21 protein-coding genes are annotated in these 22,049 nt (G+C 50.4%); 8 read left to right on the top strand and 13 right to left on the bottom strand.

Features of this window, described 5'->3' with window-relative positions:
* Positions 1 to 2: 2 nt before the first annotated feature.
* Complete coding sequence (locus BUB81_RS01885) at positions 3 to 974, bottom strand: zinc transporter ZntB (protein ID WP_073317373.1); 972 nt, start codon at positions 972 to 974, stop codon at positions 3 to 5.
* Complete coding sequence (locus tag BUB81_RS01880; RefSeq protein ID WP_073317370.1) at positions 971 to 1,849, bottom strand: mechanosensitive ion channel family protein; 879 nt, start codon at positions 1,847 to 1,849, stop codon at positions 971 to 973. Before BUB81_RS01880 ends, BUB81_RS01885 begins: the two co-directional genes overlap by 4 nt.
* A gap of 116 nt (positions 1,850 to 1,965) precedes the next feature.
* On the opposite strand from BUB81_RS01880, the gene BUB81_RS01875 reads away from it, so the two are divergent.
* Both BUB81_RS01875 and BUB81_RS01870 read left to right on the top strand, forming a co-directional pair.
* Entirely contained in the window at positions 1,966 to 2,487 is a 522-nt protein-coding gene (locus tag BUB81_RS01875) for a DUF1439 domain-containing protein (protein WP_139241477.1), read from the top strand.
* A gap of 4 nt (positions 2,488 to 2,491) precedes the next feature.
* A complete protein-coding gene (locus BUB81_RS01870; RefSeq protein ID WP_073317365.1) occupies positions 2,492 to 3,364 on the top strand; it encodes an ATP-grasp domain-containing protein in 873 nt (290 codons plus the stop codon).
* A 41-nt stretch (positions 3,365 to 3,405) separates the two neighbouring features.
* Here BUB81_RS01870 and BUB81_RS01865 read toward each other — a convergent pair whose 3' ends face one another.
* The 4 genes from BUB81_RS01865 to BUB81_RS01850 form a co-directional block, all read right to left on the bottom strand.
* Positions 3,406 to 4,689 (bottom strand): DUF3300 domain-containing protein, encoded by a 1,284-nt coding sequence (locus tag BUB81_RS01865; RefSeq protein WP_073317362.1) that lies wholly within the window; start codon positions 4,687 to 4,689, stop codon positions 3,406 to 3,408.
* Positions 4,690 to 4,812: 123 nt separating this feature from the next.
* Complete coding sequence (gene ribA, locus BUB81_RS01860) at positions 4,813 to 5,430, bottom strand: GTP cyclohydrolase II (protein WP_073318621.1); 618 nt, start codon at positions 5,428 to 5,430, stop codon at positions 4,813 to 4,815.
* 91 nt (positions 5,431 to 5,521) lie between these two features.
* Positions 5,522 to 5,851, bottom strand: a complete 330-nt coding sequence (locus BUB81_RS01855; protein ID WP_073317359.1) for a DUF3630 family protein — start codon at positions 5,849 to 5,851, stop codon at positions 5,522 to 5,524.
* Positions 5,839 to 7,263: a protein adenylyltransferase SelO gene (locus tag BUB81_RS01850; RefSeq protein ID WP_073317356.1), complete on the bottom strand. Its 1,425-nt coding sequence runs from the start codon at positions 7,261 to 7,263 to the stop codon at positions 5,839 to 5,841. The genes BUB81_RS01855 and BUB81_RS01850 overlap by 13 nt, the downstream gene beginning before the upstream one ends.
* 126 nt (positions 7,264 to 7,389) lie before the next feature.
* Between BUB81_RS01850 and BUB81_RS01845 the strand changes: the two genes are divergently transcribed.
* Positions 7,390 to 8,064 (top strand): glutathione S-transferase, encoded by a 675-nt coding sequence (locus BUB81_RS01845; RefSeq protein ID WP_073317354.1) that lies wholly within the window; start codon positions 7,390 to 7,392, stop codon positions 8,062 to 8,064.
* Positions 8,065 to 8,118: 54 nt separating this feature from the next.
* Here the strand turns inward: BUB81_RS01845 and recQ are convergent, their stop codons facing one another.
* On the bottom strand, positions 8,119 to 9,972 hold the full coding sequence (gene recQ / locus BUB81_RS01840; RefSeq protein ID WP_073317351.1) for a DNA helicase RecQ: 1,854 nt from the start codon (positions 9,970 to 9,972) through the stop codon (positions 8,119 to 8,121).
* A gap of 127 nt (positions 9,973 to 10,099) precedes the next feature.
* On the opposite strand from recQ, the gene BUB81_RS01835 reads away from it, so the two are divergent.
* On the top strand, positions 10,100 to 11,437 hold the full coding sequence (locus BUB81_RS01835) for a magnesium transporter (protein ID WP_073317348.1): 1,338 nt from the start codon (positions 10,100 to 10,102) through the stop codon (positions 11,435 to 11,437).
* A 39-nt stretch (positions 11,438 to 11,476) separates the two neighbouring features.
* Positions 11,477 to 12,364 carry an EamA family transporter RarD gene (rarD, locus tag BUB81_RS01830; RefSeq protein WP_073318618.1) on the top strand — a complete coding sequence of 296 codons (888 nt, stop codon included), beginning with the start codon at positions 11,477 to 11,479 and terminating at the stop codon, positions 12,362 to 12,364.
* A 40-nt stretch (positions 12,365 to 12,404) separates the two neighbouring features.
* Here the strand turns inward: rarD and BUB81_RS01825 are convergent, their stop codons facing one another.
* Complete coding sequence (locus BUB81_RS01825; RefSeq protein ID WP_073317345.1) at positions 12,405 to 13,445, bottom strand: zinc-dependent alcohol dehydrogenase family protein; 1,041 nt, start codon at positions 13,443 to 13,445, stop codon at positions 12,405 to 12,407.
* A 144-nt stretch (positions 13,446 to 13,589) separates the two neighbouring features.
* Between BUB81_RS01825 and BUB81_RS01820 the strand changes: the two genes are divergently transcribed.
* A complete protein-coding gene (locus BUB81_RS01820; protein WP_073317343.1) occupies positions 13,590 to 14,057 on the top strand; it encodes an Lrp/AsnC family transcriptional regulator in 468 nt (155 codons plus the stop codon).
* Between the two features lie 171 nt (positions 14,058 to 14,228).
* On the top strand, positions 14,229 to 14,681 hold the full coding sequence (locus BUB81_RS01815) for a nuclear transport factor 2 family protein (RefSeq protein WP_073317340.1): 453 nt from the start codon (positions 14,229 to 14,231) through the stop codon (positions 14,679 to 14,681).
* A gap of 14 nt (positions 14,682 to 14,695) precedes the next feature.
* Here BUB81_RS01815 and BUB81_RS01810 read toward each other — a convergent pair whose 3' ends face one another.
* From BUB81_RS01810 to uvrD, 4 genes are all read right to left on the bottom strand, one after another.
* Entirely contained in the window at positions 14,696 to 16,060 is a 1,365-nt protein-coding gene (locus BUB81_RS01810; protein ID WP_073317337.1) for an MATE family efflux transporter, read from the bottom strand.
* Between the two features lie 21 nt (positions 16,061 to 16,081).
* On the bottom strand, positions 16,082 to 16,534 hold the full coding sequence (locus BUB81_RS01805; RefSeq protein WP_073317334.1) for a MarR family winged helix-turn-helix transcriptional regulator: 453 nt from the start codon (positions 16,532 to 16,534) through the stop codon (positions 16,082 to 16,084).
* A 180-nt stretch (positions 16,535 to 16,714) separates the two neighbouring features.
* Positions 16,715 to 17,953 (bottom strand): GGDEF domain-containing response regulator, encoded by a 1,239-nt coding sequence (locus BUB81_RS01800; RefSeq protein ID WP_073317330.1) that lies wholly within the window; start codon positions 17,951 to 17,953, stop codon positions 16,715 to 16,717.
* Between the two features lie 10 nt (positions 17,954 to 17,963).
* A complete protein-coding gene (uvrD, locus tag BUB81_RS01795; protein ID WP_073317327.1) occupies positions 17,964 to 20,132 on the bottom strand; it encodes a DNA helicase II in 2,169 nt (722 codons plus the stop codon).
* Positions 20,133 to 20,428: 296 nt separating this feature from the next.
* Here uvrD and cysE point away from each other — a divergent pair, with 296 nt between their 5' ends.
* Positions 20,429 to 21,238, top strand: a complete 810-nt coding sequence (gene cysE / locus BUB81_RS01790; RefSeq protein WP_073317324.1) for a serine O-acetyltransferase — start codon at positions 20,429 to 20,431, stop codon at positions 21,236 to 21,238.
* An 81-nt stretch (positions 21,239 to 21,319) separates the two neighbouring features.
* Here the strand turns inward: cysE and BUB81_RS01785 are convergent, their stop codons facing one another.
* On the bottom strand, positions 21,320 to 22,039 hold the full coding sequence (locus tag BUB81_RS01785; RefSeq protein WP_073317321.1) for an HAD-IA family hydrolase: 720 nt from the start codon (positions 22,037 to 22,039) through the stop codon (positions 21,320 to 21,322).
* Positions 22,040 to 22,049 lie beyond the last annotated feature (10 nt).

The raw sequence follows: 22,049 nt of genomic DNA, 5'->3' as shown, positions 1-22,049 counted from the left end.
ATCTATAGCCAGCGTTTCCATAGCATGGCAATGAGCATGACAACGGCAATCCCGCCCATAGCCATCATGAGCGTTGTAAAGGCATCAGGGGCTTCGGTACCTGGCAGGCCGGCCACGTTCATACCAAATACACCGGTTAAAAAAGACAGTGGTAAAAATATGGCTGTGATCATCGACAGCACATACATGCGAATGCCTTGTTGATCAGCTATTTGGTTGCGTAATTCGTCCTGCAATACTAGTGAACGTTCCCTTGCCAGGTCGAGATCTTCAACGTAACGGGTCATGCGGTCGGCTTGGTCGCGCAATTCAAAAATCAAGCTGTCGTTGATCAGGTTTGGCAGTCGAATCAGCGTGTCCAGGGCATCGCGTTGCGGTGCCAGGTGGCGTCGAATAATCGCGGTTTGTCGACGTAACATAGCGAGCTGTTGTCGATCCTGTTTATTCAGGGCATCAGCTGTTTCGTATTGAGCAAGCTGTTCGTCAATATCTTCGATTTTGTCGTGTATGCGGTCGGCTATGCGGGTAAGCAAAGTGACTAGCAGCTCAGCAGTCGTCGCCGGGGCTTCGCCGCTTTCAATCATTTCCCGGGTGTCCTGCACACTCATCAGACGACGGTTCTGACGTCGCGCGGTCACCATCAGGGTTGGGGTTAACCACAAGCGCAATGACACCATATCATCAGGGTCGGCACCTGGATTTGCGTTAATGCCACGCAGGAAAATCAACGCGCCTTCTTTTATTGGTAGTACGCGCGGACGGGTCTGCAATGCCATCAGGCTATCGGCCACTGAAGACGGCAACGCGAGGGTATCTAATAGTTGCTCGGCATCAGACTCGTCAGACTGCAAATGAACCCATCGATAGGTGTTAGGCGCAATCGGTGTGGTGATGGCTGCTTTATCTACCGTGGCAATGGTGCCGTCAAAGCTAATATCGTACGCCCATAAAAAGGCCTGGTCTGCATTGCTCATGCATTTTCCTTAGGAGATTGAACAAGTTGTAACGTACCATCCAAATGCACATCGCGCTGCGGGTAGGCAATAACGATGTTGTGTTGGTTAAACAGTCCGTCGATGGTAAAGCGAATGTCACTGCGTATTTTGCGTAAATCGCGCTCTGCCGTAGCATTGATCCAAAAATACACCTCAAAAATTAGGGCGTTATCGCCAAAGTCATCAAAAATCACTATGGGTTTGGGCTCGGGCAGAATTTCAGTTTGTTCCAGTACTGCTTGTTCTATAAGACTGGCAACCAGCTTACAGTCTGAGCCATACGCCACGCCGACTTTTACGGTGGTTCGGGTAAGCAAGTCAATCAGCGTCCAGTTGATCACCGTGTTTTCCAACAATTTGCTGTTCGGAATAAGCATGTGTACACCGTCGACACGACGGATTCGTGTTGAACGTGTATTAATGGCTTCTACCACGCCGCGTGCACCGTCGACCTCCAGTACATCTCCGATGCGAATGGGGCGTTCCCACATGAGTATCCAGCCAGAGATGAAGTTATTGATAATGTTTTGCGCACCAAAACCCACACCAATCGCTACGGCACCCGACAAAAAGGCGAAGGCAGTCAGTGGCACATTCATCATATCCAGCGACGTAACGACCAGAATAGCCATGGCCAGGATATAGAAAATACGCTTAAACAGGTGAATGGTGTCGGGGCTGGCGCCCGACGAGCGCAGGCGATAGGTTGCCAGGTGCGCGAGTTTTCGAATCACCCAGATGCCAACCACATACAGCAGTGGCACGGCTATCAGCCCGCCAGTAGTAAACGTGATGTCGAACAGGGTAAATAACTCTGTAGATAAAAAGTTTTTAACTTGTTCAAATGTTTGCATGGTTAAAACCGTTGGATGTATTTGCGCCACATAATACTGGCGCAGCCTCTGGCGGGGCAATTCTTTTATACAAAAACATGTTAGAATGCGGCAAATTTACTGGTGTCTATAAATCTATGAAGTACCTCTTTGCCGGCGCATTGGCGCTTTGTTTGTGGGCCGTTGGCGGTATGCATCAGGCGCACGCATTTATGCTTACCTTGTCTGAGTCACAGCTAAACGCCATGGTGTCAGCTGTGTTTCCGCAAACCCGGGTGTACGAAGACACCCAGTTCACGTTTTCTAACCCTGCCGTCGACCTTGATCCGCTGGAAGATGAAATCAGTGTGAACGTGACCGTTCTGGCAGAACGGGATGGTTTACAGCTCAAAGCGACAGCGACATTGTCGGGTGAATTGTTCTATCACGCGCAATTGGGTCAGTTGCAAATCAAAGAGCCGACACTGGATGAACTCGAGTGGGCCGAACACGGTAATCTGGTACCCGAGTCGCTGTTAAACAGCCTGAAGCGAATGGAAGGCAAACGCTTCCCGTTAATCCTGTTGCTCGACTTCGAACAGTTAGACTTATCGGCCTGGGGTATCCGTCAGCCCAAGCGAGTCGAAATCACGCCAAACGGCCTGTTGATAGAAATCTGATCCCATGAAAAAAATCGCGTTTCTGTCGATGGATAGCCTGGAAGACTTTTTTGTGTACGATGACCTACTTATCGAGCCGTTTGCCAACAATGGCTATGACATCGAAACCGTGTCGTGGCGTAATAGCAGTTGGGATTACAGTGATTATGAGTCGGTTATTGTGCGCAGTCCGTGGGACTATCAGCAGGCACCAGAGGCCTTTATGGCTTGCCTGGAGCGGATTGCAGAGCAAACTCAGCTGATTAACCCGCTGGCGCTGATGCAATGGAATCTGGATAAACGCTATCTGCGAGACCTGGAAGCCAGTGCAGTGGCTGTACTACCGACTATTTGGCTTGATGACTACGATCATGATTTACTCGCGGGTGCTTTTGCCGATTTCGATTGCGATGAGATTGTCATCAAGCCGTGTATCAGTGCAAATGCCGACGATACTTACCGTTTAACCCGCGACACCTTAACGGCTCAACAAGACACACTGGCAGCTGTCTTTACCCGCCGTCCAGCTATGGTACAGCCGTTTGTGACCAGTGTTGTTGAACAGGGCGAAGTGTCGTTATTTTACTTTGCGGGTGAGTTAAGCCATGCCATTCTGAAAACGCCGAAACAAGGTGATTTTCGGGTGCAGGAAGAGCACGGTGGCAGTCTGGCAGTGATATCTCCTGATCAGGCAATGCTAAACAGTGCAGAGCTGGCTTTGCAGGCGATGCCAACTGAGTATTTGTATGCCCGGGTAGACTTGCTTCAACACAACGGACAGTGGTGCATTATTGAGTTAGAGCTCATTGAACCGTCGTTGTATTTTAATCTGGATACGCACTCTCCTCAGTGCTTTGTAAGTGCTTACTTGCGATATATGTCCAATAAAATAAAGTGACAAAAATAAGGCATACCGAGGTATGCCTTATTACTTTGCAGTTAGTGTTGCTTAGAGTGTTGCCTGTTAATATGCGACGCGCTTTGACGCTGAGACTGTTTTACCTGGCGTTGCTTAGACGCCTGACGTTGCTGCGACGGTTGACGGTGCGCTGTCGTTTCGCGCTTCACCTTTCGCTCGTGCTTTTCCTGTTTGTATTGCGGCTTAGCGGGTTTAGAATGTACCGGCTGCGTTGGTTTGTGTTGCTGCGCGACATTCGGGTGAGTACGTTGTGGGTTCACTGCCCGGTGCTCAGCGGCCTGGCGTTGAGGCTTATTGACCTGGGTATAACGCTTTTGCTGTTCGCGAGCGGTCGGTTTATGCGCTTGCAGTTTGAGTTTTTTCTCTATTCTTTGCTGGTGAACCACAGGGCGAACCAGGCTTCTGTCAGGCGCTTGTGCCGAATGATAACGCACGGTCTTGTGCTGCTTAATTACCGACGGCTTACGTTCAACCACGCGGTGCGAATAGCGGGCATGTCGGTTGGCACTATTGTGTTGCCAACGATGGTATTCCCGCACGTTGTAACGCTTACGGTAAGACACACTTGGGTAGTGATGAACGGTTCTGTGACTAACAACAATATGGCGGTCTGGCCAGAATATATGCCCGAAGTAAAAGCCCGCGCCAATGGTGACCCGACTTCCCCAGTAAAAGCCATGATGCAAGCGCACGTTCACATAGCCTGGCCAAATGACCGGGGCGATTGGATGGTGCCAGTGACCATAGGTGATCATTGGATCATAATAGGGCACATACACTACGCGAGGCTGACGCGGCTCTATAACAATGACCCTGTCTTCGTAGCTAACGCGCTGGTAGTCGTTAGTTTCCAGGTTACCGTGCTGCCAGGCTTGTAAACGCAGTGCCTGGACCCGGTCCAGTACCCAGTCCTCATCGGTGAGTACAGCATCACCTACTGATTCCAGCCAGTTCAGGTCCTGACTCATGCGCGACAGAATATCCGGAAATGGCACCAGGGCCTTCACGCTGGGATCCCAGGTTTTAGTTTCAAGCAGCTCGGCCAGCGTATCGTCACTGAGATTGTCATTGCTCTGCTGCCAGCGCTGGGCATCAATGACCTGCAGCGGGTAGGTACTGGCTATCAGAATATGGGTAACCACAGAATCAGGGTACAGGGCAATCGGGGCGAGCAGGGCGTCGAGCTCGGCTTCAGAGACGCGTTGGCTCTGCACCAGTTCGGTTGATTCAGGGGCGCTCATGGCCTGAACCTGTGTGCTTTCCAGCAGGGAAATCAAAATCAAAGACAGGATGCGTTTGTGCATACAGACTCCTCGCGCAAATGCGCTGTGTAATTGGTCTGTATACCGTTATACGCGTGGGTAAATTAACTTTACCTGAACCAAACACAACCCGTTGGTTCAGGTTTACACGCCGGTTAGCGGGGGTTAGTCACCGAGGACGTGCGGATCAAATGCATGACCCAGTTTTTCGGTTTTGGTGCGGATATAGTGTTTGTTGTCTTTGGTTACGCCGTGATCAATGGGTTTACGTGCGACCACATTAATTCCTAACGCTTCCAGCGCTGCCGTCTTGCGGGGATTGTTGGTCATAAGCTCAACGTTTTTGACCTTCAGGGTATCCAGCATCACTTTACACATGTCGTAGGTACGCATGTCGGCATCAAATCCGAGGTGTTCGTTTGCTTCTACCGTGTCCATGCCATTGTCCTGCAGGTGGTATGCGCGGATTTTGTTGATTAAACCAATGCCCCGACCTTCCTGGCGCAAGTACAGCAATACACCGTAACCACGCTCCACAATGTTTTCCATTGCCCGTTCCAACTGGAAGCCACAATCGCAACGCGTTGAAAATAAGGCGTCGCCGGTTAAACATTCTGAGTGGATACGAATCGGCACAACGTCGTCGGGTTGCCAGGAACCATAAGACAGAGCAACGTGTTCAGTGCCACCCTCTTCGACAAAACCATGAATGGTAAACTCGCCTTTGCGGGTGGGGAGTTTGGCTGCGCTAACAAAACGATACTGTGGGGATGTACTGGTCATGAAACTCAATGCCGGTTTAAATCTGACTGTGCTATATGGGGGTTGGGCAGCCCTTTGCAAGGCCTGTAACTGATTTAATATAGCACTTTTTTCATTCATTAGCCACGCGGCAGAGCAATGCTTGCAGCGCCTCAGTGGCGTTTTGGTAATCCTGTGTGTAACCCGACGGGGTGAGCCACATGGCCTCGCACAACCATTCGGCTTGCAGTAACAAATCCATATCGGGGAGTAAATATCGGGCCTGCGCCCGGTCTGCGCCCCATTCCAACTCCGTGGGCGGCTGGTCGAAAACCTTGCCGAGTCCTTCACATAAACGGGTAAATGCCAGCGGTGTGGCTGGCAAGGGAAGGTTAATCATCAGTTGGCCATTGTCGCTTAAGCTGAGTGCTTCAGTGAGGGATTGCGTGGTTAACTGCTGCATGACAAACTCACTGTTTCGCTGCTGTCATCCGGCTGTTCAAAAGGCTCGCTTGCTGTTGTCGACTGATACGGCGTCTGCAACGCTAGCAACAATTGCTTTGCAATCGAAAAATCGCCTTGTTCTGCCGCTGCAATGGCTTGCTGCAGGGTATGGGTACGGGCAATCACCGCAGGGTTTCTGGCTAGCATGCTTGCCTGGCTCTCAGTAGAAGACTGGCGGCGCTGACGATAGTCCTGCCACCATCCGTCAAAGGCATTGCGGTCGATAAAGTGATCGCGCAGCGCCGGTGTTAATGCGTCGTGGTCGGTACTGGCAAGCCATCTGAAGCTTTGCGTGTAGTCGATAGGGTTTTGAGCCAGCATCGCGAGCCACTGATTCAGACAAGCCTCGTGCTCTTTGTCGTTGTCTAAGCCGATACGCGCCAGCATGGTTTGGCGATACACAGCTAAAAAAGCAGGTTCAAACTGCGTCAGGCAGTCTTTGATATCATCAATACTCATGTAGCGAGAAAACGCGTACGCCATGGCATTTAAGTTCCACAGCGCAATTCCGGGCTGGCGATCAAAAGCATAGCGACCTTCGTGATCAGAATGATTAAACACCGCGTCCGATTTAAATTGCTCCATAAATGCATACGGGCCATAGTCGAAAGTAATGCCGTGAATCGACATGTTGTCGGTGTTCATCACCCCATGAACAAACCCATGTACCTGCCACAAGGCTACCATTCTGGCAGTGCGTAATGTAATTGCTTTCAACAAGGCTTTGTGGGGTTCTGCCTGCGACGCACAGTCCGGGAAATGGCGTGTCAGGGTGAAGTCCATGAGCTTGTCTAAAATGTCGAACTCTTTGCTGTGAAAGTAGTATTCGAAGTGCCCGAAGCGCAGGTGACTGGGCGCCATTCTAATCATCATGGCACCCGGCTCGGGTAGTTCCCGGTATACGCGTTCATTGCTTGTGAACATACACAACGAACGTGACGACGGAATGCCGAGATGATGTAAGGCTTCAGAACCAATGTATTCCCGTAACGTTGAGCGCAAGACGGCCCGGCCATCGGCATGACGGGAATAAGGCGTCTGCCCCGCACCTTTGAGATGCAGATCAAATTGCGCACCCTTGTCATCGGTCACTTCGCCAAGCAGTAACCCACGCCCATCACCCAGATACGGATTCCACTGACCAAACTGGTGTCCGCCATACTTTTGCGCCACCGCTTGTTTACCGAGGGCGCCCTGCTCAGAAAAAATCTGTTCAATGATCCCCTGGTCGGTAAACCAGTCGGTTGGTAAATTGAATTGCTCTGCCAGTGCCGTATTTGTCAGGCATAAAGTCAAATCGCTGAGCGGTTGTGGTGTGACCGCACTGACGGTTTCAGTCAGGTCGGTGGCGTAATGGTGACTTAGCTGCATAGAAAACCCAAATACTGATTATGTGCGTATCCTACCATTGAGATGTGCATTTCCGTAGTCAAACAATCTGTTGATCGGTTTGCAGTGCTTGGGCGTATACAATAGGTTTATATCTAAGGAGCCATCATGACAACTTCACCGGAAATCGTACTTCACCACCTTAATAACAGCCGCTCTCAGCGTATTCTTTGGCTTCTGGAAGAACTGGGACTTGCGTACACGGTGAAACACTATCAGCGCGATGCAAAAACGAATCTGGCTCCGGCTGCACTGAAAGACGTGCATGCATTAGGACGCTCGCCGGTACTGACCCATGGCGATCTGGTGTTGGCGGAATCCGGTGCCATCATTGAGTTTCTGGTAGACACCTATGCGCCTCATTTAAAACCGGCGTCTACGGCAGATTTAATCCAATATCGTTTCTGGATGCACTTTGCGGAAGGAAGCCTGATGCCGCCGTTAGTTGCCCGCCTCGTTCTCGGTAAGGCTAAGGAAAAAGCAGGACCGTTTTTCATTAAGCCTATTGTAAACAAGCTGGTCGACGGCATTATTGCTGCCTATTACGGCCCTAACCTTGAACAAAGCCTGAAATACGTGAACGACTACCTGTCTGATCACGAGTGGTTTGCCGGCGATGCACTGAGCGGCGCAGACTTCCAGATGAGCTTCCCGCTTGAGGCAATGCAAGGGCGTGTTGGAAAAGGTCTGTATCCGGGCATAGACGCATTTGTTCAACAAATACACGCGCGTGAAGCCTACCAGCGGGGGCTGGAAAAAGGCGGTGAATACGCTTACGCGTAGCCTTGTTCGCTTCGTATCAAATGGGACATTGTAAGGGGTTAAAAGCGCGGTGACTTAGTCGTCGCGTTCCAGATAGTCCTGAATCAGTTGTAAAAAGGCGTCGCCGTACCGCTGCAGTTTGGTTTTGCCCACGCCACTGACTTCAAGCAGTTGGGCTTCGCTGGTGGGTTTGGCGTCTGACATTTCAGCCAGGGTCGCATCACTGAAAATAACAAAAGGCGGTACATCGTGCTCCTGAGCAAGGACTTTTCGCAAATGTTTCAGACGAGCAAACAGGGCTTTGTCGTAGTTTTTCAGGGCGCCGCGCGCGGGCTTATCCTGTTTGATTTCCAATCGTGGTGTCGCCAGTTCCACTGGGACTTCGCCTTTTAATACTGCCCGGGCGGCTTCTGTCAAACGTAACACTGCATGGTTAGCAACATCGATACGTACATAGCCCCGGTGAATTAACTGGTTAATAATATTGTGCCAGTACTGGTCGCTTTGCGACTTACCAATCCCCCAGGTCGAGAGCTTTTCGTGGCCGGATTCCTGAATGCGTTTGTGTGATTTACCGCGCAGCACGTCAATGACGTATTGTGTGGCAAAGCGTTGCTCCAGTCGAAGAATACAGCTGAGCACCATCTGTGCCGTCACCAGTCCATCGAACGGACGGGGCGGATCCAAACAGATATCACAGTTACCACAGGCTTTGTCACTGAATTGCGAAAAGTAGTTCAGCAGTACCTGACGACGGCAGGTCTGTGCTTCCGAGAACGATTCCATGGCACTGAACTTCTGGAGTTCAATCGCATTGCGCTCGGCATTTTCGCCCTGGTCAATCCATTGCTTCACCCGTGCACTGTCTTTTTCGTCGAACAGCAACATGGCTTCCGCAGGCAAACCGTCACGCCCGGCCCGGCCGGTTTCCTGATAATAGCTCTCAATGCTACGCGGCACGTCATGGTGAACAACGTAGCGAACGTTGGATTTATTGATGCCCATACCAAAAGCGACCGTGGCGACCACAATGTCGATTTTATCGGTAATAAACTGCCGCTGAACAAAGGCGCGTTCATCTGCCTCCATACCCGCGTGATAGGCCGCGCAACGCATGCCCTGGCGGTGAAGCTTGGCGTTTAAATCATCCACCTTGGCGCGTGAATTACAGTAAATAATCCCGCTGCCATCCTGTTGCTTGATATAAGTAACAATCTGGTCGAATGCTTTGTATTTTGGTACCACCCTGTAGCGAATATTGGGTCTGTCGAAGCTTCCCCGATACACCAGTGGATCGATTAATCCTAACTGAAGCAGGATATCCTGCTGCGTGGTGGTGTCTGCCGTGGCGGTTAAACCAATGAGGGGCACATTTGGGAAGCGCTGCTTGAGTAAGCCTAAGCCCCTGTAATCCTGACGGAAATCGTGGCCCCAGTGGGACACACAATGCGCTTCGTCCACCGCGAATAAGGCAATCGGTAACGAAGCCAGCATATTCAGAAAATATGGTTGTAACAGACGTTCAGGTGATACATACACCATGTCGTATTCGCCGTCTTTCAACCCTTGCGTAGTACAGTGTAGTGTTTCCGGATCCAGGCTCGAATTGATATAAGCCGCTTTTACACCGGCTTCGCGTAGTTGTTCAACCTGATCCTGCATGAGAGAAATGAGAGGCGACACCACAATGCCCGTGCCATCGCGTACCATGGCCGGGATCTGGTAACACAGCGATTTTCCGCCACCAGTGGGTAACAATACCAACGCATCTGCGCCGTCAATCAGTTGTGCTATGACTTCAGCTTGCCCATCGCGGAACTCGCGATAGCCGAAGGTATCTTCCAATACTTGTTGGGCACGCGCGAGCGCCTCGGTGTTGTCCGAGGGGAAATCTGACTGTGGAGCAGGGGATGGGGATGTCGCTATCATTGGGCGAAGATTTTACGCGTTTTTGAGGAAATTATCAGGCCTTTTTAAGATCAGTTTTTCCCATTCGGAATTTAAGGAAAAGTGCTATAGTGACGCCCAGTTAACTTGTACCTAGGCGGAGTGCGCTATGGCCGAACCATTACCTAATCTGATTGAAGAAATTGTTGCCGACAACGGAAATGACGATCTGCAATCGGTGGCGGAATCGTTACTGCCCGCAGAACATGTAGAAATAGCAACGCTACTGGAATCACTGCCGGTTGAAGAGCGTTTGTCGTTGTGGGAAGCCCTGCCGGATGACCGCAAAATTGACGTGCTGGTAGAAATGCGGAGCGACCCTCGTGAAGTGCTGATTTCAGCCACCGAGGACGATCAGTGGAGCAAAATCCTCACTGGTATTGACGCCGAGGACTTACTCGAGCTGATGGATTCATTGCCTGCCAAGCTGATGGAGCTGGCATTTCAGGCACTGGACGACCAGCAACAGGGCTACTTCCGCGACGCGACACAGTTTCCCGACGAGCAAATTGGTCACTGGATTTCGCACGACGTACTGGCAATGCCATTAAATGCCAAAGTACGCGACGGTTTGCGCCGCATTCGCCGTAATGTGCCACAGCATTGTGATACGATCTTTTTGATCAACCGTTCCGGACAGTTTTCTGCCGCTGTGAAGCTAACCAAAGTGTTCGGTGCACCAGAGCATTTGCCGCTGGTGGAACTTACCGAGGAGTTTATTCCGGTAATTAAAGGCTCTGACGACAGTACTACCGCGTCTTTACAGGTGCAGCGCAGTGGCTTTGCTGCGTTGCCGGTGGTCGACGATACCAACAAACTGTTAGGCCGGGTCGACATTTTAAGTGCCAGTGAACTGGTCAATGAAAACTACGAGCGTCAGGTGATGGCCACCGCGGGTATGGATGAAGACGAGGATTTATTTGCGCCCGTCGCTAAAAGTGCCCGCAGTCGCGCGTTGTGGTTGGGGATCAACCTGCTCACCGCATTTCTGGCTTCCTGGTTTATTGGGTTGTTCGAAGCAACGTTACAGCAAGTTGTGGCGCTCGCTGTGCTGATGCCTGTGGTAGCAAGCATGGGCGGGATTGCAGGAAGCCAGACGCTAACGCTGATTGTACGGGGTCTGGCACTAGGCCAGGTTACAGGTGCGAACCTGAAAGCTCTGATGACCAAAGAACTGAAAGTCGGCGGGGTGAACGGCGTTATCTGGGCGTTAGTTATCGGCATTGTGGCGTTTTTCTGGTTTAGTGACCCGCTGCTGGGCTTGGTGATCTGCCTGGCTATTTTTATGAATATTCTGGCCGCTGCTCTGGCCGGTGTATTGCTGCCTGTGGTGTTGGATAAGTTGAAAATCGATCCTGCGCTTTCCGGGTCGGTTATTCTCACCACGGTTACCGATATTGTGGGATTTGTTGCATTCCTTGGCCTCGGCAGCCTGTTTTTATTGTAGGGAGATAGTGTGTCAGCCAAACCGGTTGCTTTTGCGGGTATGTTTTACGCTATCGCGGCGTATACCATGTGGGGTATTGCACCGCTGTATTTCAAGCAAATTACTGAGGTTCCGCCTACCGATATTTTAATGCACCGGGTGATATGGTCGGCGTTATTGCTGTGTGTATTGCTGGTGGCGTTAAAGCAAATCGGCAAAATGAAGGCGATTTTTGCCAGCAAAAAGCTGATGCTAAGCCTGGCCGCGGCCAGCGTATTGCTGGGTGCAAACTGGTTGCTATTCATCTGGGCCATTAACAGCAACTACATGCTGGAGGCCAGTTTAGGCTATTACATCAATCCCATTATTAACGTGTTTCTCGGGCGGTTGATTCTGCAAGAACGCCTGCGGCCATTGCAAAAGTTTGCTGTATTGCTGGCCATCGCCGGTGTGGTAAACATTATTGTTGCGCACGGTACGCTGCCCTGGATAGCGTTGACGCTGGCGTGTACCTTCAGTGTCTACGGCTTAATCCGCAAGCAGATCCCGGTAGAGCCTATGCCGGGCCTCTTTATGGAAACCCTGGTATTGTTACCCTTCGCAATACTGTACTGGGCAATGTTCGCGGGTGAGCAAAGCAATATGCTGACCAATGACTGGGAGCTCAATGGCTGGCTGCTTGCTGCCGGTGTTGTGACGACCATGCCATTACTTGCCTTTAACGCTGCGGCAAAACGCATCCTGTTCACTACCCTGGGCTTGTTTCAGTACATTGGCCCTACCCTGATGTTCATTCTGGCGGTATGGCTTTATCAGGAGCCACTTGAACCGGCTCGATTAACCACTTTCGCCCTGGTGTGGGTTGGTTTGCTGTTGTTTAGCATTGATGCCTGGCGCGGCTTTAGGAAGCAGCGCAAAGTGGTTGCCAGTGTGGTGACTGAAGAGTAAACACCAGAGCGATTTACTAAACATTCGCTCTGGCTTCTGATCAAAAGTGAGTCACTACGGTCACGCCAACAGATGTTGATGTGTCCATGTCTACCATTGCATCAATAGCGTCTTCCAGCGCAATGGTTTTGCCAAGTAGCTTTTCAGGTTGAAGTTTACCTGACAAGATTAGTGCCATCATGGCGGTGTAGCGAAAAGCCTGCATCCCATGACTACCAAGAATTTGCAGTTCGTTAGCAACGACATTATCCATCGGGATCGGCGGTGTAGCATGTTCAGCCAATAACAAGCCCACCTGAATATGTTTACCGAGTTTACGCAAACAGTTTATTGAATTCACACAGGTAACGGGATGTCCTAGCGCATCTAATGAAACATGTGCTCCGCCTTTTGTTACCTCTTTGATAGCGGCAGCAACGTCATCGGTAGTATTCGCATTTAACGTGATGACAGCACCCAGTGATTTAGCCAATGCCAGTTTGTCCTCGGCAATGTCCACGGCGATGACATTTGCACCTGCTGCGCTTGCGATCATGATTGCAGACAGCCCGACACCGCCACACCCGTGAACAGCAACCCATTGTCCGGCAGATACTCCGCCTTGGTCTACGACAGCTCTGAACGCAGTCACAAAACGGCATCCCAGGCTGGCTGCTGTAGTAAAATCCATGTGTTCAGGCAGTGTGACCAAATTAACGTCAGCGTGGTCGACAGTCGTATATTCCGCAAATGACCCCCAATGGGTAAAGCCTGGCTGAGTTTGATTTCCGCACACCTGATGATTGCCTGAATGGCACTCATTACAATTTCCACAGGCATTAATAAATGGCACGGTTACCCTGTCACCTACCTTGAATTTAGACACGTCTTTACCAACAGCTTCAACAATACCTGCAAATTCGTGACCCGGTACATGGGGAAGTACTACATCCGTGTCATGCCCTTGCCAGCAGTGCCAGTCACTTCGGCACACACCTGTTGCTTTTACACGAATAACAACTCCATGACTGTTAGGTGTAGGGTCAGCTACCTGTTGAATTGATGGACGTTGAGAAAATTGTTCTATGAGGACAGCTTTCATGGCGAGTCATACTCCCAATGGTCAAATTTTAGATGGGTTAAATGATAGACAGTTGTATTGAAATTACCTTGTTTTGTTGCGTTGAATTTTCATAGGTTGTGAAATAGTCTTTTAATAGTTGTTTATTTATAGGGGATTCTTGCTATGAGTGGTTTGGACGAAACAGATGTATCTATTTTGCATCATTTGCAGGAGGATGGCAGGCTGACTAATGCCAAGTTGTCTACGCGCCTTTCACTTAGTGAGACACCTTGCTGGCGCAGGCTAAAGCGGCTTGAGTCGGAGGGCTTTATTAACAGCTATCAGGCTAATCTGGATAGACGCAAGCTTGGGTTCGGGGTTCTCGCTTTCGTACAGCTCTCATGTACACATCATGATGAGGAAAGTACTCGGGCGTTTGAACAAATTATCACAAACTCCGAGAATGTATTGTCGTGCCATAATACAACGGGTGAGTCAGATTTCATGTTGCAAGTTGTTGCTAAAGACCTCGACGATTACAGCGTGTTTGTGGAAAAGGTGTTGCGTAAATTACCGGGTATTTCGGCAATTCGTTCAAACATTTCGTTGCGTGAAGTCAAAGCGTCCAACCGTTTGCCCTTGTTAGGTTAAAGGGCAGAGTAATCCACCAAGACTAATGAAAAGGGCTGGAAGTTAGTTCGATGCACGGCTTTAGTTCACGACGTTGCTGGTGACATGATTGGTAACAGTTCGCCAGTTTACAGCCCATACAATTACGTTTAGTTTTTTGGCTACTATTTCTGTGTGGAGAAAGGAAGCCAAATGATGAAGACTAAACGATGTGGTTTACTGGTATGGTTTGTAGCTGCGCTGTGGACGTCACTTGTACATGCCGCAGAACTGGATCCTGAACAGGCTAAAGCCCTGGTACAGCAACAAGTTGACGCGCAACTAGCGTTTGATGCCACTACGCTGCAACGTATATTGCACGATAGCTATCTTGAAGTCTCTCCGGTCGGTGAAATCGACACCAAAGCAAAGGTTGTGGCGTTTTACGATCCGGCAAAAAAACGCTCAGGGCCTGTTGCGACACTCAGCGATCTCAATGTGCGCATTTATCAGCAAACCGCGGTGGTGACCGGGCATGTCGTATTTGCGATGACGATGCCGGACGGTAACGAAAACCGCTTTACGATGACCGGCAGTTGGGTAATAGCAGAGCAAGAAGGTGCTGCTTCAATTGTATCGGCACACTATACGCCGGTACGAAAATAGCGAGCACCCTTGCCTCAGCTGGCGCTGGTCGGTATCGAACTGGTGTCAGGTTGGAGCGGACGCAAAACACGTCTCACTAAAAACAACGACAAGGCTGATTGCACACACACGGTCGTTACCGACAAATACCAGACTTGCTCAATATAAAAGTCGGGCTGTGCAGTTAGCCACATCAGCGGCACCGCAAAGGTGACCAGTCGTGTGGCAGAGCTCCACAGACTCGGCCAGGTATTACCAACCCCCTGAAAAATGCCCGAACAGCTAAAAATCACGCCGGATGGCACAAAGTTAAAGCACACAATGCCGAGGAAGCCTGCGCTGACAGCCAGCACCGCTGCATCGTTGGAGAATGCGTCCAGAAATACGCCGGGTTGCCAAACACAGAACAACGTGAGTGCGAGCATGAGTGCACAGCAGATACCGACTGCATGCCTGAAAGCATCTTTCACCCTGTGCGGCAATTGCGCACCAAAATTCTGACCGGCAACCGCGGGCAAAGCGAATGCCACCGCCATCGCGGGTAACAGAAGTGCCTGCATCATTCTGGAGCCGATCCCAAAGCCCGCTGTTGCGCTTGCGCCAAACCGCTGAATTGCCCAATACACCAATGCCATATAGGTGAACATAAGGAAAAACTCAGCACCCGCCGGAAAGCCAATTTTAAACAAGCGCTGCCAGGTTGACGGATGAGGAGCCAGGTGTTGTCTATTCACGCTGAGGTATTGTGTCATGCGGCTGAAATAGCGCCACAGCAACAGCGTGGCAAACAGCGCCGATAGCGTACTGGCAAGTCCTGCGCCCGCTACGCCCATGGCATAGCCCGTAAGCCAGCCGTGGATCAGAATTGGTGTCAGTACAATATTGACCAGCAATGACAGCATTTGCACCTGCATTGCCGGTTTTACAATGCCTGTGCCTCGCATGGCGGCGGTCATAGCAACAATGGCAAATTGCAACGCCAGGCCGGGCAGGAACCAGTATAGATAATTGGCCCCCAGTATTTGAACCTGCGGGTCAAGGCTCATGGTATTCATATAGGGTTGGGTCATCGCAATACCGGCAATCAGAACCAGAGCCGCCATAACTGCTGACAGCGTAAGGGACTGGTTAAACACCTTATTGGCGTCATGCTGATCTTTGCGGCCTACCGCATGGGAAATTAACGTTGCCGTACCTATATTCAGCATTTGCGTGAGTGCCAGTACAAACATCGAAATGTTAGCAGCGGCGCTGACACCAGCCAGTGCGTGTTCACCGAGTTGCCCTACAAAATACAGGTCTATCATGAGGTACAGTGTATGCACCAGCATGCCAATGGCCATGGGAACGGCAAGCTTAATAAGATGTTTGGGAATCGATCCCTGAGTCAGGTCTTCCATGTGTTTCTCTTTATTTCGCGGTTAGGAGAGTTGAGCAGCATCGATGGCTGACAGGTGCAAACTCGACAATAGCCCCATACATTGTTCCACCTGTTGCTGGTTCATCATATTGGTCACCCGGTTAGCGGCATGTTCGATACTGTTAGTTGCTTGTTGATACGCTTCCAGCCCTCCAGATGTAAGTCTTACCAGGCTAACCCGGGCATCTCTAGCATTAGTCACGCGTTCTACCCAGCCGACTTTTTCCATGGGCAATAGCAAACGCGTTACCCCGGAGGCCGTAACACCAATTGCGTCGGCCAACGAGACGCGTTTAATAGTGTGATCGCTGGACTGGTATAGGCGGTGCATAACCAGCCATTCGGTAAAACTGATGCCATGCACAGACAATGTACTTTCCAGAGGTTTGAGTACCTGACCCTGTGTTTTCACCAGCGTTAAAATTAACTGCATGGAGTGTGTGAGTGAAGACATAGTGGTTCCTTAACATTAAACTATTTGCATAATACTTGAGTAATCAAGTTTATTGCAAGTAATAATTGATCGTTTTTTGAACCGTGATGTTAAGCAAGTAGTATTGGTTGCTGGTTTGACAGAGCAGAAATAGGTAGAAGCTATTGATATTCGCAAAGAAAAAGGATTTCTTGTGAGGGACTAGTCGTGCGCCACCTGATTCCTTCCGCCGGTTTTCGCCTGATATAAGAGTTTGTCAGCACGGGTAAGCATCTCATGAACGTTAGTGGAAGATGCTGTCGTTAGCCCAATACTGGCGGTCACGGGTAACATCTGGTCCTTAAAGTTCACGGGGTTTGAGGCAATGTGTTGGCGCAGCGCTTCGATTCTCTCTATTGCTGCTTCAGAGGGGAGGTCGGGCAGATACACACAAAACTCTTCACCGCCAAAGCGCGACACTACCAGGTCGGCACAGTGACTCGCAATACGTCTGGCGACGGCTTTGAGCACAGCGTCCCCCGCATCGTGACCGTACGTATCGTTGATTCTTTTAAAGTGGTCCAGATCAATCAGTGCTACTGACTGGTGAGACAATGGGGCCTGTTGATATTGGTCTACGGTGTAAAAGAAATGCCGGCGATTCGGCAGTCCGGTAAGGTAATCGGTGTTTGCGGTTCGCCGAATCGTTTCGACTTTTTCAATCAGGTCTATGTTGAGCGTGATCCGGCATAGCAACTCTTCGTGACAGAACGGCTTTTTTACAAAATCATTGGCGCCGCTCTTTATGAAGCGAGCTGACAGCAAATTGTTCTCGTCGGCCGATAAGCCTAGTATTGCTAACGTTTCTTTGCTGTATGTTTTGCGCAGGTGGGCAACAAACTGCGTGGCCAGTTCGCCTTTTATTTCGCTGTCGATAAGTAAGAGCTTCACGTTTGGATGTTTGCCAAGAAGCGTTTCTACGTCTTCAGTTGTGGCGCATTCCAGCGTAATAAAGTTATGTCGGCGCAATAACGCGGCCATGGCAGTACGGTTTTGCCTTTTAGGGTCGGCCACAATGACTTCGATGCCTTTGTTTTTTTCCAAACGAGACAGCAGTCTCATCAGGTAGTCGAATACCTGGGCATTTTCCTTGGGTATGTAATCAACCACATCTTTTGCCAACACCCGGTTGCGGGTATCTGCATCGAGTTTACCCGTTGACACAATGGTGGGAATGAAACTTTCTATTGCGTAGTCGATGGCCTCGCCATTAGGCGCATCCGGCAAATGGTAATCTACAATGGCACACAAATAGTGTTCCGGATCACTGTGCAAAAAGATATGACGCGCTTCTGCCAGTGTCGTGGCGACAACCGGTTTAAGTCCTGCTCTCTCTACCAGTTTCTTTAGTAGAGCCAGACTGGTACTGCTGTCTTCGATTATCAGGACTTTTTGTTGCATTGAGGTTTCCTCATGCCGGTTCGAGTTTTGCGAAACTTAGTACCAGCCACTTACTGCCAAATTCGTCAAAATTCACCTGAACCCTGGCGTGATCACCGCTACCCTCATAGTTTAGCACAACACCTTCACCAAACTTTCTGTGTCGGACGCGTTGTCCCAATGTAAAGCCGCTTTGTTCAAAACTCTCGTGAGACACTGAGCGACTAAAGCGGTTCGGCACCGGGCGGGAAACGGTGGTCTTGAGTCTTATCTCTTCTACGCACTCAACCGGGATTTCGCGCAAAAAACGCGACGCAGTGTGGTATTTTTCTTGTCCGTACAGACGGCGCATTTCTGCATAGGTCATATACAGTTTCTTCATGGCGCGGGTCATGCCTACGTAGCAGAGTCGGCGTTCTTCTTCCATGCGACCCGGTTCTTCATTGGTCATTTGGCTTGGGAACATCCCTTCTTCCACGCCAGCCATAAAGACCAACGGAAACTCCAGACCTTTTGCGGTATGGATAGTCATCAACTGCACTGCGTCCTGCTCGCCGGTAGCCTGGGTTTCGCCTGCTTCCAATGAGGCATGAGCCAAGAATGCCGCCAATGGTGTCATCTCATCGGCTTCTTCCGGCACCACAAATTGCTTACAGGCGGTGACTAGTTCTTCTAAGTTTTCCAGTCGTGCCTGGGCTTTTTCGCCTTTCTCGGCCTGATACATCGCGTACAAACCAGACTGCCTGAAAGCGTATTCCGCTTGTTCTTCTAACGGCAGTTCTGCACAGGCCTCATCCATGGCAGTAATCAGGTTAATGAACTGCTCAAGGGCATTGGCAGCACGGCCTTTCAGACCTTTTTCCTGCAATAACTGCAAGCTGGCCTGCCACATTGAGCAGTTCTGAACGCGGGCGTGCTCACGGATAGTGGCCAGCGTACGTTCACCTAATCCGCGGCTTGGGGTATTAACGACTCGTTCAAACGCTGCGTCATCATGGGCATGGCTCACTAAACGCATATAGCCCAGCGCGTCTTTAATTTCCTGACGTTCGAAGAATCGCAAACCGCCGTAAATACGGTATGGCAGTCCTTGATGAAGCAAGGCCTCTTCCAGCACACGTGATTGTGCGTTGTTGCGGTATAAAATGGCACTTTCGCGCAATTGATTGCCCTGGTTCTGCCAGTCGGCAATTTGCGAAATAATAAACCGGGCTTCGTCGAGTTCGTTGAACCCGGCATAAATGGAAATGGGTTCACCATTGTCTCCGTCGGTCCACAACTCTTTACCCAAACGCCCCTGGTTGTGTTCAATGACCGCGTTGGCGGCTTTCAATATAGTGCCGGTTGAGCGGTAATTTTGTTCCAGACGAATTGTGGTGGCGTCGTTGAAGTCACGCAGAAAGTGCTGAATGTTATCGACATTTGCGCCACGCCATCCGTAAATAGACTGGTCGTCATCTCCCACAATCATAATGTTGTTATCGTGGCCGCATAGCAGACGTAGCCAGGCGTACTGTATGTTGTTGGTATCTTGGAATTCGTCTACCAGTACCGCGCGGAACCGGCGTTGATAGTGGCTCAGTAGTTCCGGGTTTTTGACCCACAGTTCGTGGGCACGCAGTAAGAGTTCTGCAAAGTCGACTAACCCCGAGCGGTCACAGGCATCCTGATACGCCTCATAAATATCGCGCATTTTCTGCTGGGTGTGATCGCCGTGGGTTTCAATGTGCTGCGGGCGAAGGCCTTCGTCTTTGTTGCCGTTGATGTACCACTGAATCTGACGCGGTGCCCAGTGTTTCTCATCCAGGTTCATGGCTTTTAATACGCGACGCACCAGCCGGTATTGATCGTCAGAATCCAGGATCTGGAAGTTTTCCGGTAAATTGGCCTCGGCGTAGTGTGCGCGCAGCAACCGGTGCGCTAAACCGTGGAATGTACCAATCCACATAGTGTTAAGCGGACGCCCCATCAAGCTTTCGATACGCCCGCGCATCTCTCTGGCGGCCTTGTTGGTAAAGGTTACTGCAAGAATGCTGTAGGGCGCGATGTTCTCGACCTGCATTAACCAAGCGATGCGGTGCACCAGAACACGGGTTTTACCACTGCCTGCACCAGCCAGGATCAGGCTGTTAGACAAAGGGGCGGCAACGGCTTCGCGTTGTTTATCGTTTAATTCGTCGAGTAACTCGGAGACATCCATAAGATCGAAAATGCCTGTATTTTTATTCAGGGGTTAGTTAATGGTGAGAGTATGCCATTAATGCGCAGTGCATTAAACCTTAAAGCCAAAGTGAATAAACCGCTTCATTCAACACGATGAAATTATAGTCATCTTTATGGTATGCTCTCGCGTATTCATTGCGGTTGACCTGTTAAGCATTCAAAACGATGTTGTCTTGTGCTTACGGGTTTTCTGCGCTTGAATTTTTTTGAACAGGCACTATCTCCTCGTCGTTATCAGGAACAGTCGTCCGCCTTACACATTGGGAAAGTCACATGCAAGCAATGACCGCTACAGCCGATTTTTGGCTAACGCTAAAGCACGAAGCAAAACGTATCGTTGAGCAAGAACCGCTACTGGCGAGCTTTATTCATGCCTGTATTCTCACGCACCATAATTTTGAGTCGTCGCTGAGCTTTATTCTGTCGAATAAAATGGCTGACGATATTATGCCGGCGTTGGCTATTCGTGAAGTGTTCGACGAAGCTTACCTGTTAGAGCCCGCCATTGTTGAAGCGGCCATCGAGGACATTCGCGCTATCTTTAATCGCGACCCAGCGGTAAAAGATTACATGACGGTGTTAATTCACTTCAAAGGGTTCCAGTCTGTTCAGGTCCATCGCCTTGCGCATTATCTGTGGCAGCAAAAGCGCTATCAGCTAGCGTTGTTCTTGCAGAGTCGCAATTCGGAAGCCTTTGCCGTGGATATTCACCCTGCAGCGACAATTGGGAAAGGCGTCATGTTCGATCACGCCACGGGTATCGTGGTGGGTGAAACTGCCGTCATCGAAGACAACGTTTCGATTCTGCAAAACGTTACCTTAGGTGGTACCGGGAATGAAAGCGGTGACCGCCATCCGAAGATTCGTCAGGGCGTTATGTTGGGCTCAGGCGCGAAAGTACTGGGCAACATTGAAATTGGCGAAGGCTCTAAAGTCGGCGCGGGTAGTGTGGTACTGAACGATGTACCTCCCCATGTTACGGTGGTGGGTGTACCTGCCAAAGTGGTGGGCCGTCCCTGTTGCAGCCGCCCATGCGACTCCATGCAACAAAACGTACTGGAAGACAATCAGCCGGTGGATTAAGCGGGGTTATTGAGGTCCCGAATTTTCCTCCCCTGTCATCCCGGCCTTGTGCCGGGACCCATTGACATCTTGTGTCGGGATCTAGTCAACCATCAGCAACAACTCGTCCAGTGAGGACAATTGCACCCCTGGCAGGACAGCCAGTTTTTCTGCGCCTAAATCCATTTCCCGGTTACAGGCGAGCCAGGCAGTTTGCATACCGACTTTGTGGGCACCCAGCACATCTTTGATCAGGTTATCGCCAACGTGCATGATGTGCTGTGGAGGCAGCGAAAGGTGCTCAATGGCTTCTTCAAACATGTCCGGGTAGGGTTTGCGAGGGCGGGTCACACTGGCGTGTAGCGTTAAGCTAAAAAATGGAGCAAGGCCAATTTTTCCGGTGTCTACGTTGCCATTTGTGATTGCGACTAGCGGGACTTTTTCAGCCAGCTTTTCCATTACCGCGATAATGTCCGGTGCGACCTGGAAATCACTACGAGCAGCATAGAAAAAATCGAACAACTCACTTGCCGCCTGAGCACGTTCAGTATCAGGTAGCTGTGCTTTACCTAACGCGGTAAATAACGTTTGCCAGCGCAATTTACCCATGTCTGATGCGAGTTTCGGGTTTTTGTTAATGAGGGCTTTTTTAATGGTAAACCAGTCGTCGTTGGTCATTGCGCTGAGTGCTGGATAATCGTTTCGAATCTTCTGATTCAGGGCGGCATCAGCGTGCCGAATAACAGGTTCGTTGTTGTATAGGGTGTCATCCAGGTCGAAGGTTAGGGCTTTAACCGGGTGCACCGGGCGATAACATTGCATAACAGACTCC

The organism is Marisediminitalea aggregata (assembly GCF_900129565.1).
GTDB lineage: Bacteria > Pseudomonadota > Gammaproteobacteria > Enterobacterales > Alteromonadaceae > Alteromonas > Alteromonas aggregata.
Note: the sequence above shows the minus strand (reverse complement) of the source record. Positions and strands in the feature narration are given on the sequence as shown.

Coding starts and splice junctions, on each gene's coding strand:
- BUB81_RS01885 (WP_073317373.1), bottom strand. CDS start 974: ATGAGCAATGCAGACCAGGCCTTTTTATGGGCGTACGATATTAGCTTT.
- BUB81_RS01880 (WP_073317370.1), bottom strand. CDS start 1,849: ATGCAAACATTTGAACAAGTTAAAAACTTTTTATCTACAGAGTTATTT.
- BUB81_RS01875 (WP_139241477.1), top strand. CDS start 1,966: ATGAAGTACCTCTTTGCCGGCGCATTGGCGCTTTGTTTGTGGGCCGTT.
- BUB81_RS01870 (WP_073317365.1), top strand. CDS start 2,492: ATGAAAAAAATCGCGTTTCTGTCGATGGATAGCCTGGAAGACTTTTTT.
- BUB81_RS01865 (WP_073317362.1), bottom strand. CDS start 4,689: ATGCACAAACGCATCCTGTCTTTGATTTTGATTTCCCTGCTGGAAAGC.
- ribA (WP_073318621.1), bottom strand. CDS start 5,430: ATGACCAGTACATCCCCACAGTATCGTTTTGTTAGCGCAGCCAAACTC.
- BUB81_RS01855 (WP_073317359.1), bottom strand. CDS start 5,851: ATGCAGCAGTTAACCACGCAATCCCTCACTGAAGCACTCAGCTTAAGC.
- BUB81_RS01850 (WP_073317356.1), bottom strand. CDS start 7,263: ATGCAGCTAAGTCACCATTACGCCACCGACCTGACTGAAACCGTCAGT.
- BUB81_RS01845 (WP_073317354.1), top strand. CDS start 7,390: ATGACAACTTCACCGGAAATCGTACTTCACCACCTTAATAACAGCCGC.
- recQ (WP_073317351.1), bottom strand. CDS start 9,972: ATGATAGCGACATCCCCATCCCCTGCTCCACAGTCAGATTTCCCCTCG.
- BUB81_RS01835 (WP_073317348.1), top strand. CDS start 10,100: ATGGCCGAACCATTACCTAATCTGATTGAAGAAATTGTTGCCGACAAC.
- rarD (WP_073318618.1), top strand. CDS start 11,477: ATGTTTTACGCTATCGCGGCGTATACCATGTGGGGTATTGCACCGCTG.
- BUB81_RS01825 (WP_073317345.1), bottom strand. CDS start 13,445: ATGAAAGCTGTCCTCATAGAACAATTTTCTCAACGTCCATCAATTCAA.
- BUB81_RS01820 (WP_073317343.1), top strand. CDS start 13,590: ATGAGTGGTTTGGACGAAACAGATGTATCTATTTTGCATCATTTGCAG.
- BUB81_RS01815 (WP_073317340.1), top strand. CDS start 14,229: ATGATGAAGACTAAACGATGTGGTTTACTGGTATGGTTTGTAGCTGCG.
- BUB81_RS01810 (WP_073317337.1), bottom strand. CDS start 16,060: ATGGAAGACCTGACTCAGGGATCGATTCCCAAACATCTTATTAAGCTT.
- BUB81_RS01805 (WP_073317334.1), bottom strand. CDS start 16,534: ATGTCTTCACTCACACACTCCATGCAGTTAATTTTAACGCTGGTGAAA.
- BUB81_RS01800 (WP_073317330.1), bottom strand. CDS start 17,953: ATGCAACAAAAAGTCCTGATAATCGAAGACAGCAGTACCAGTCTGGCT.
- uvrD (WP_073317327.1), bottom strand. CDS start 20,132: ATGGATGTCTCCGAGTTACTCGACGAATTAAACGATAAACAACGCGAA.
- cysE (WP_073317324.1), top strand. CDS start 20,429: ATGCAAGCAATGACCGCTACAGCCGATTTTTGGCTAACGCTAAAGCAC.
- BUB81_RS01785 (WP_073317321.1), bottom strand. CDS start 22,039: ATGCAATGTTATCGCCCGGTGCACCCGGTTAAAGCCCTAACCTTCGAC.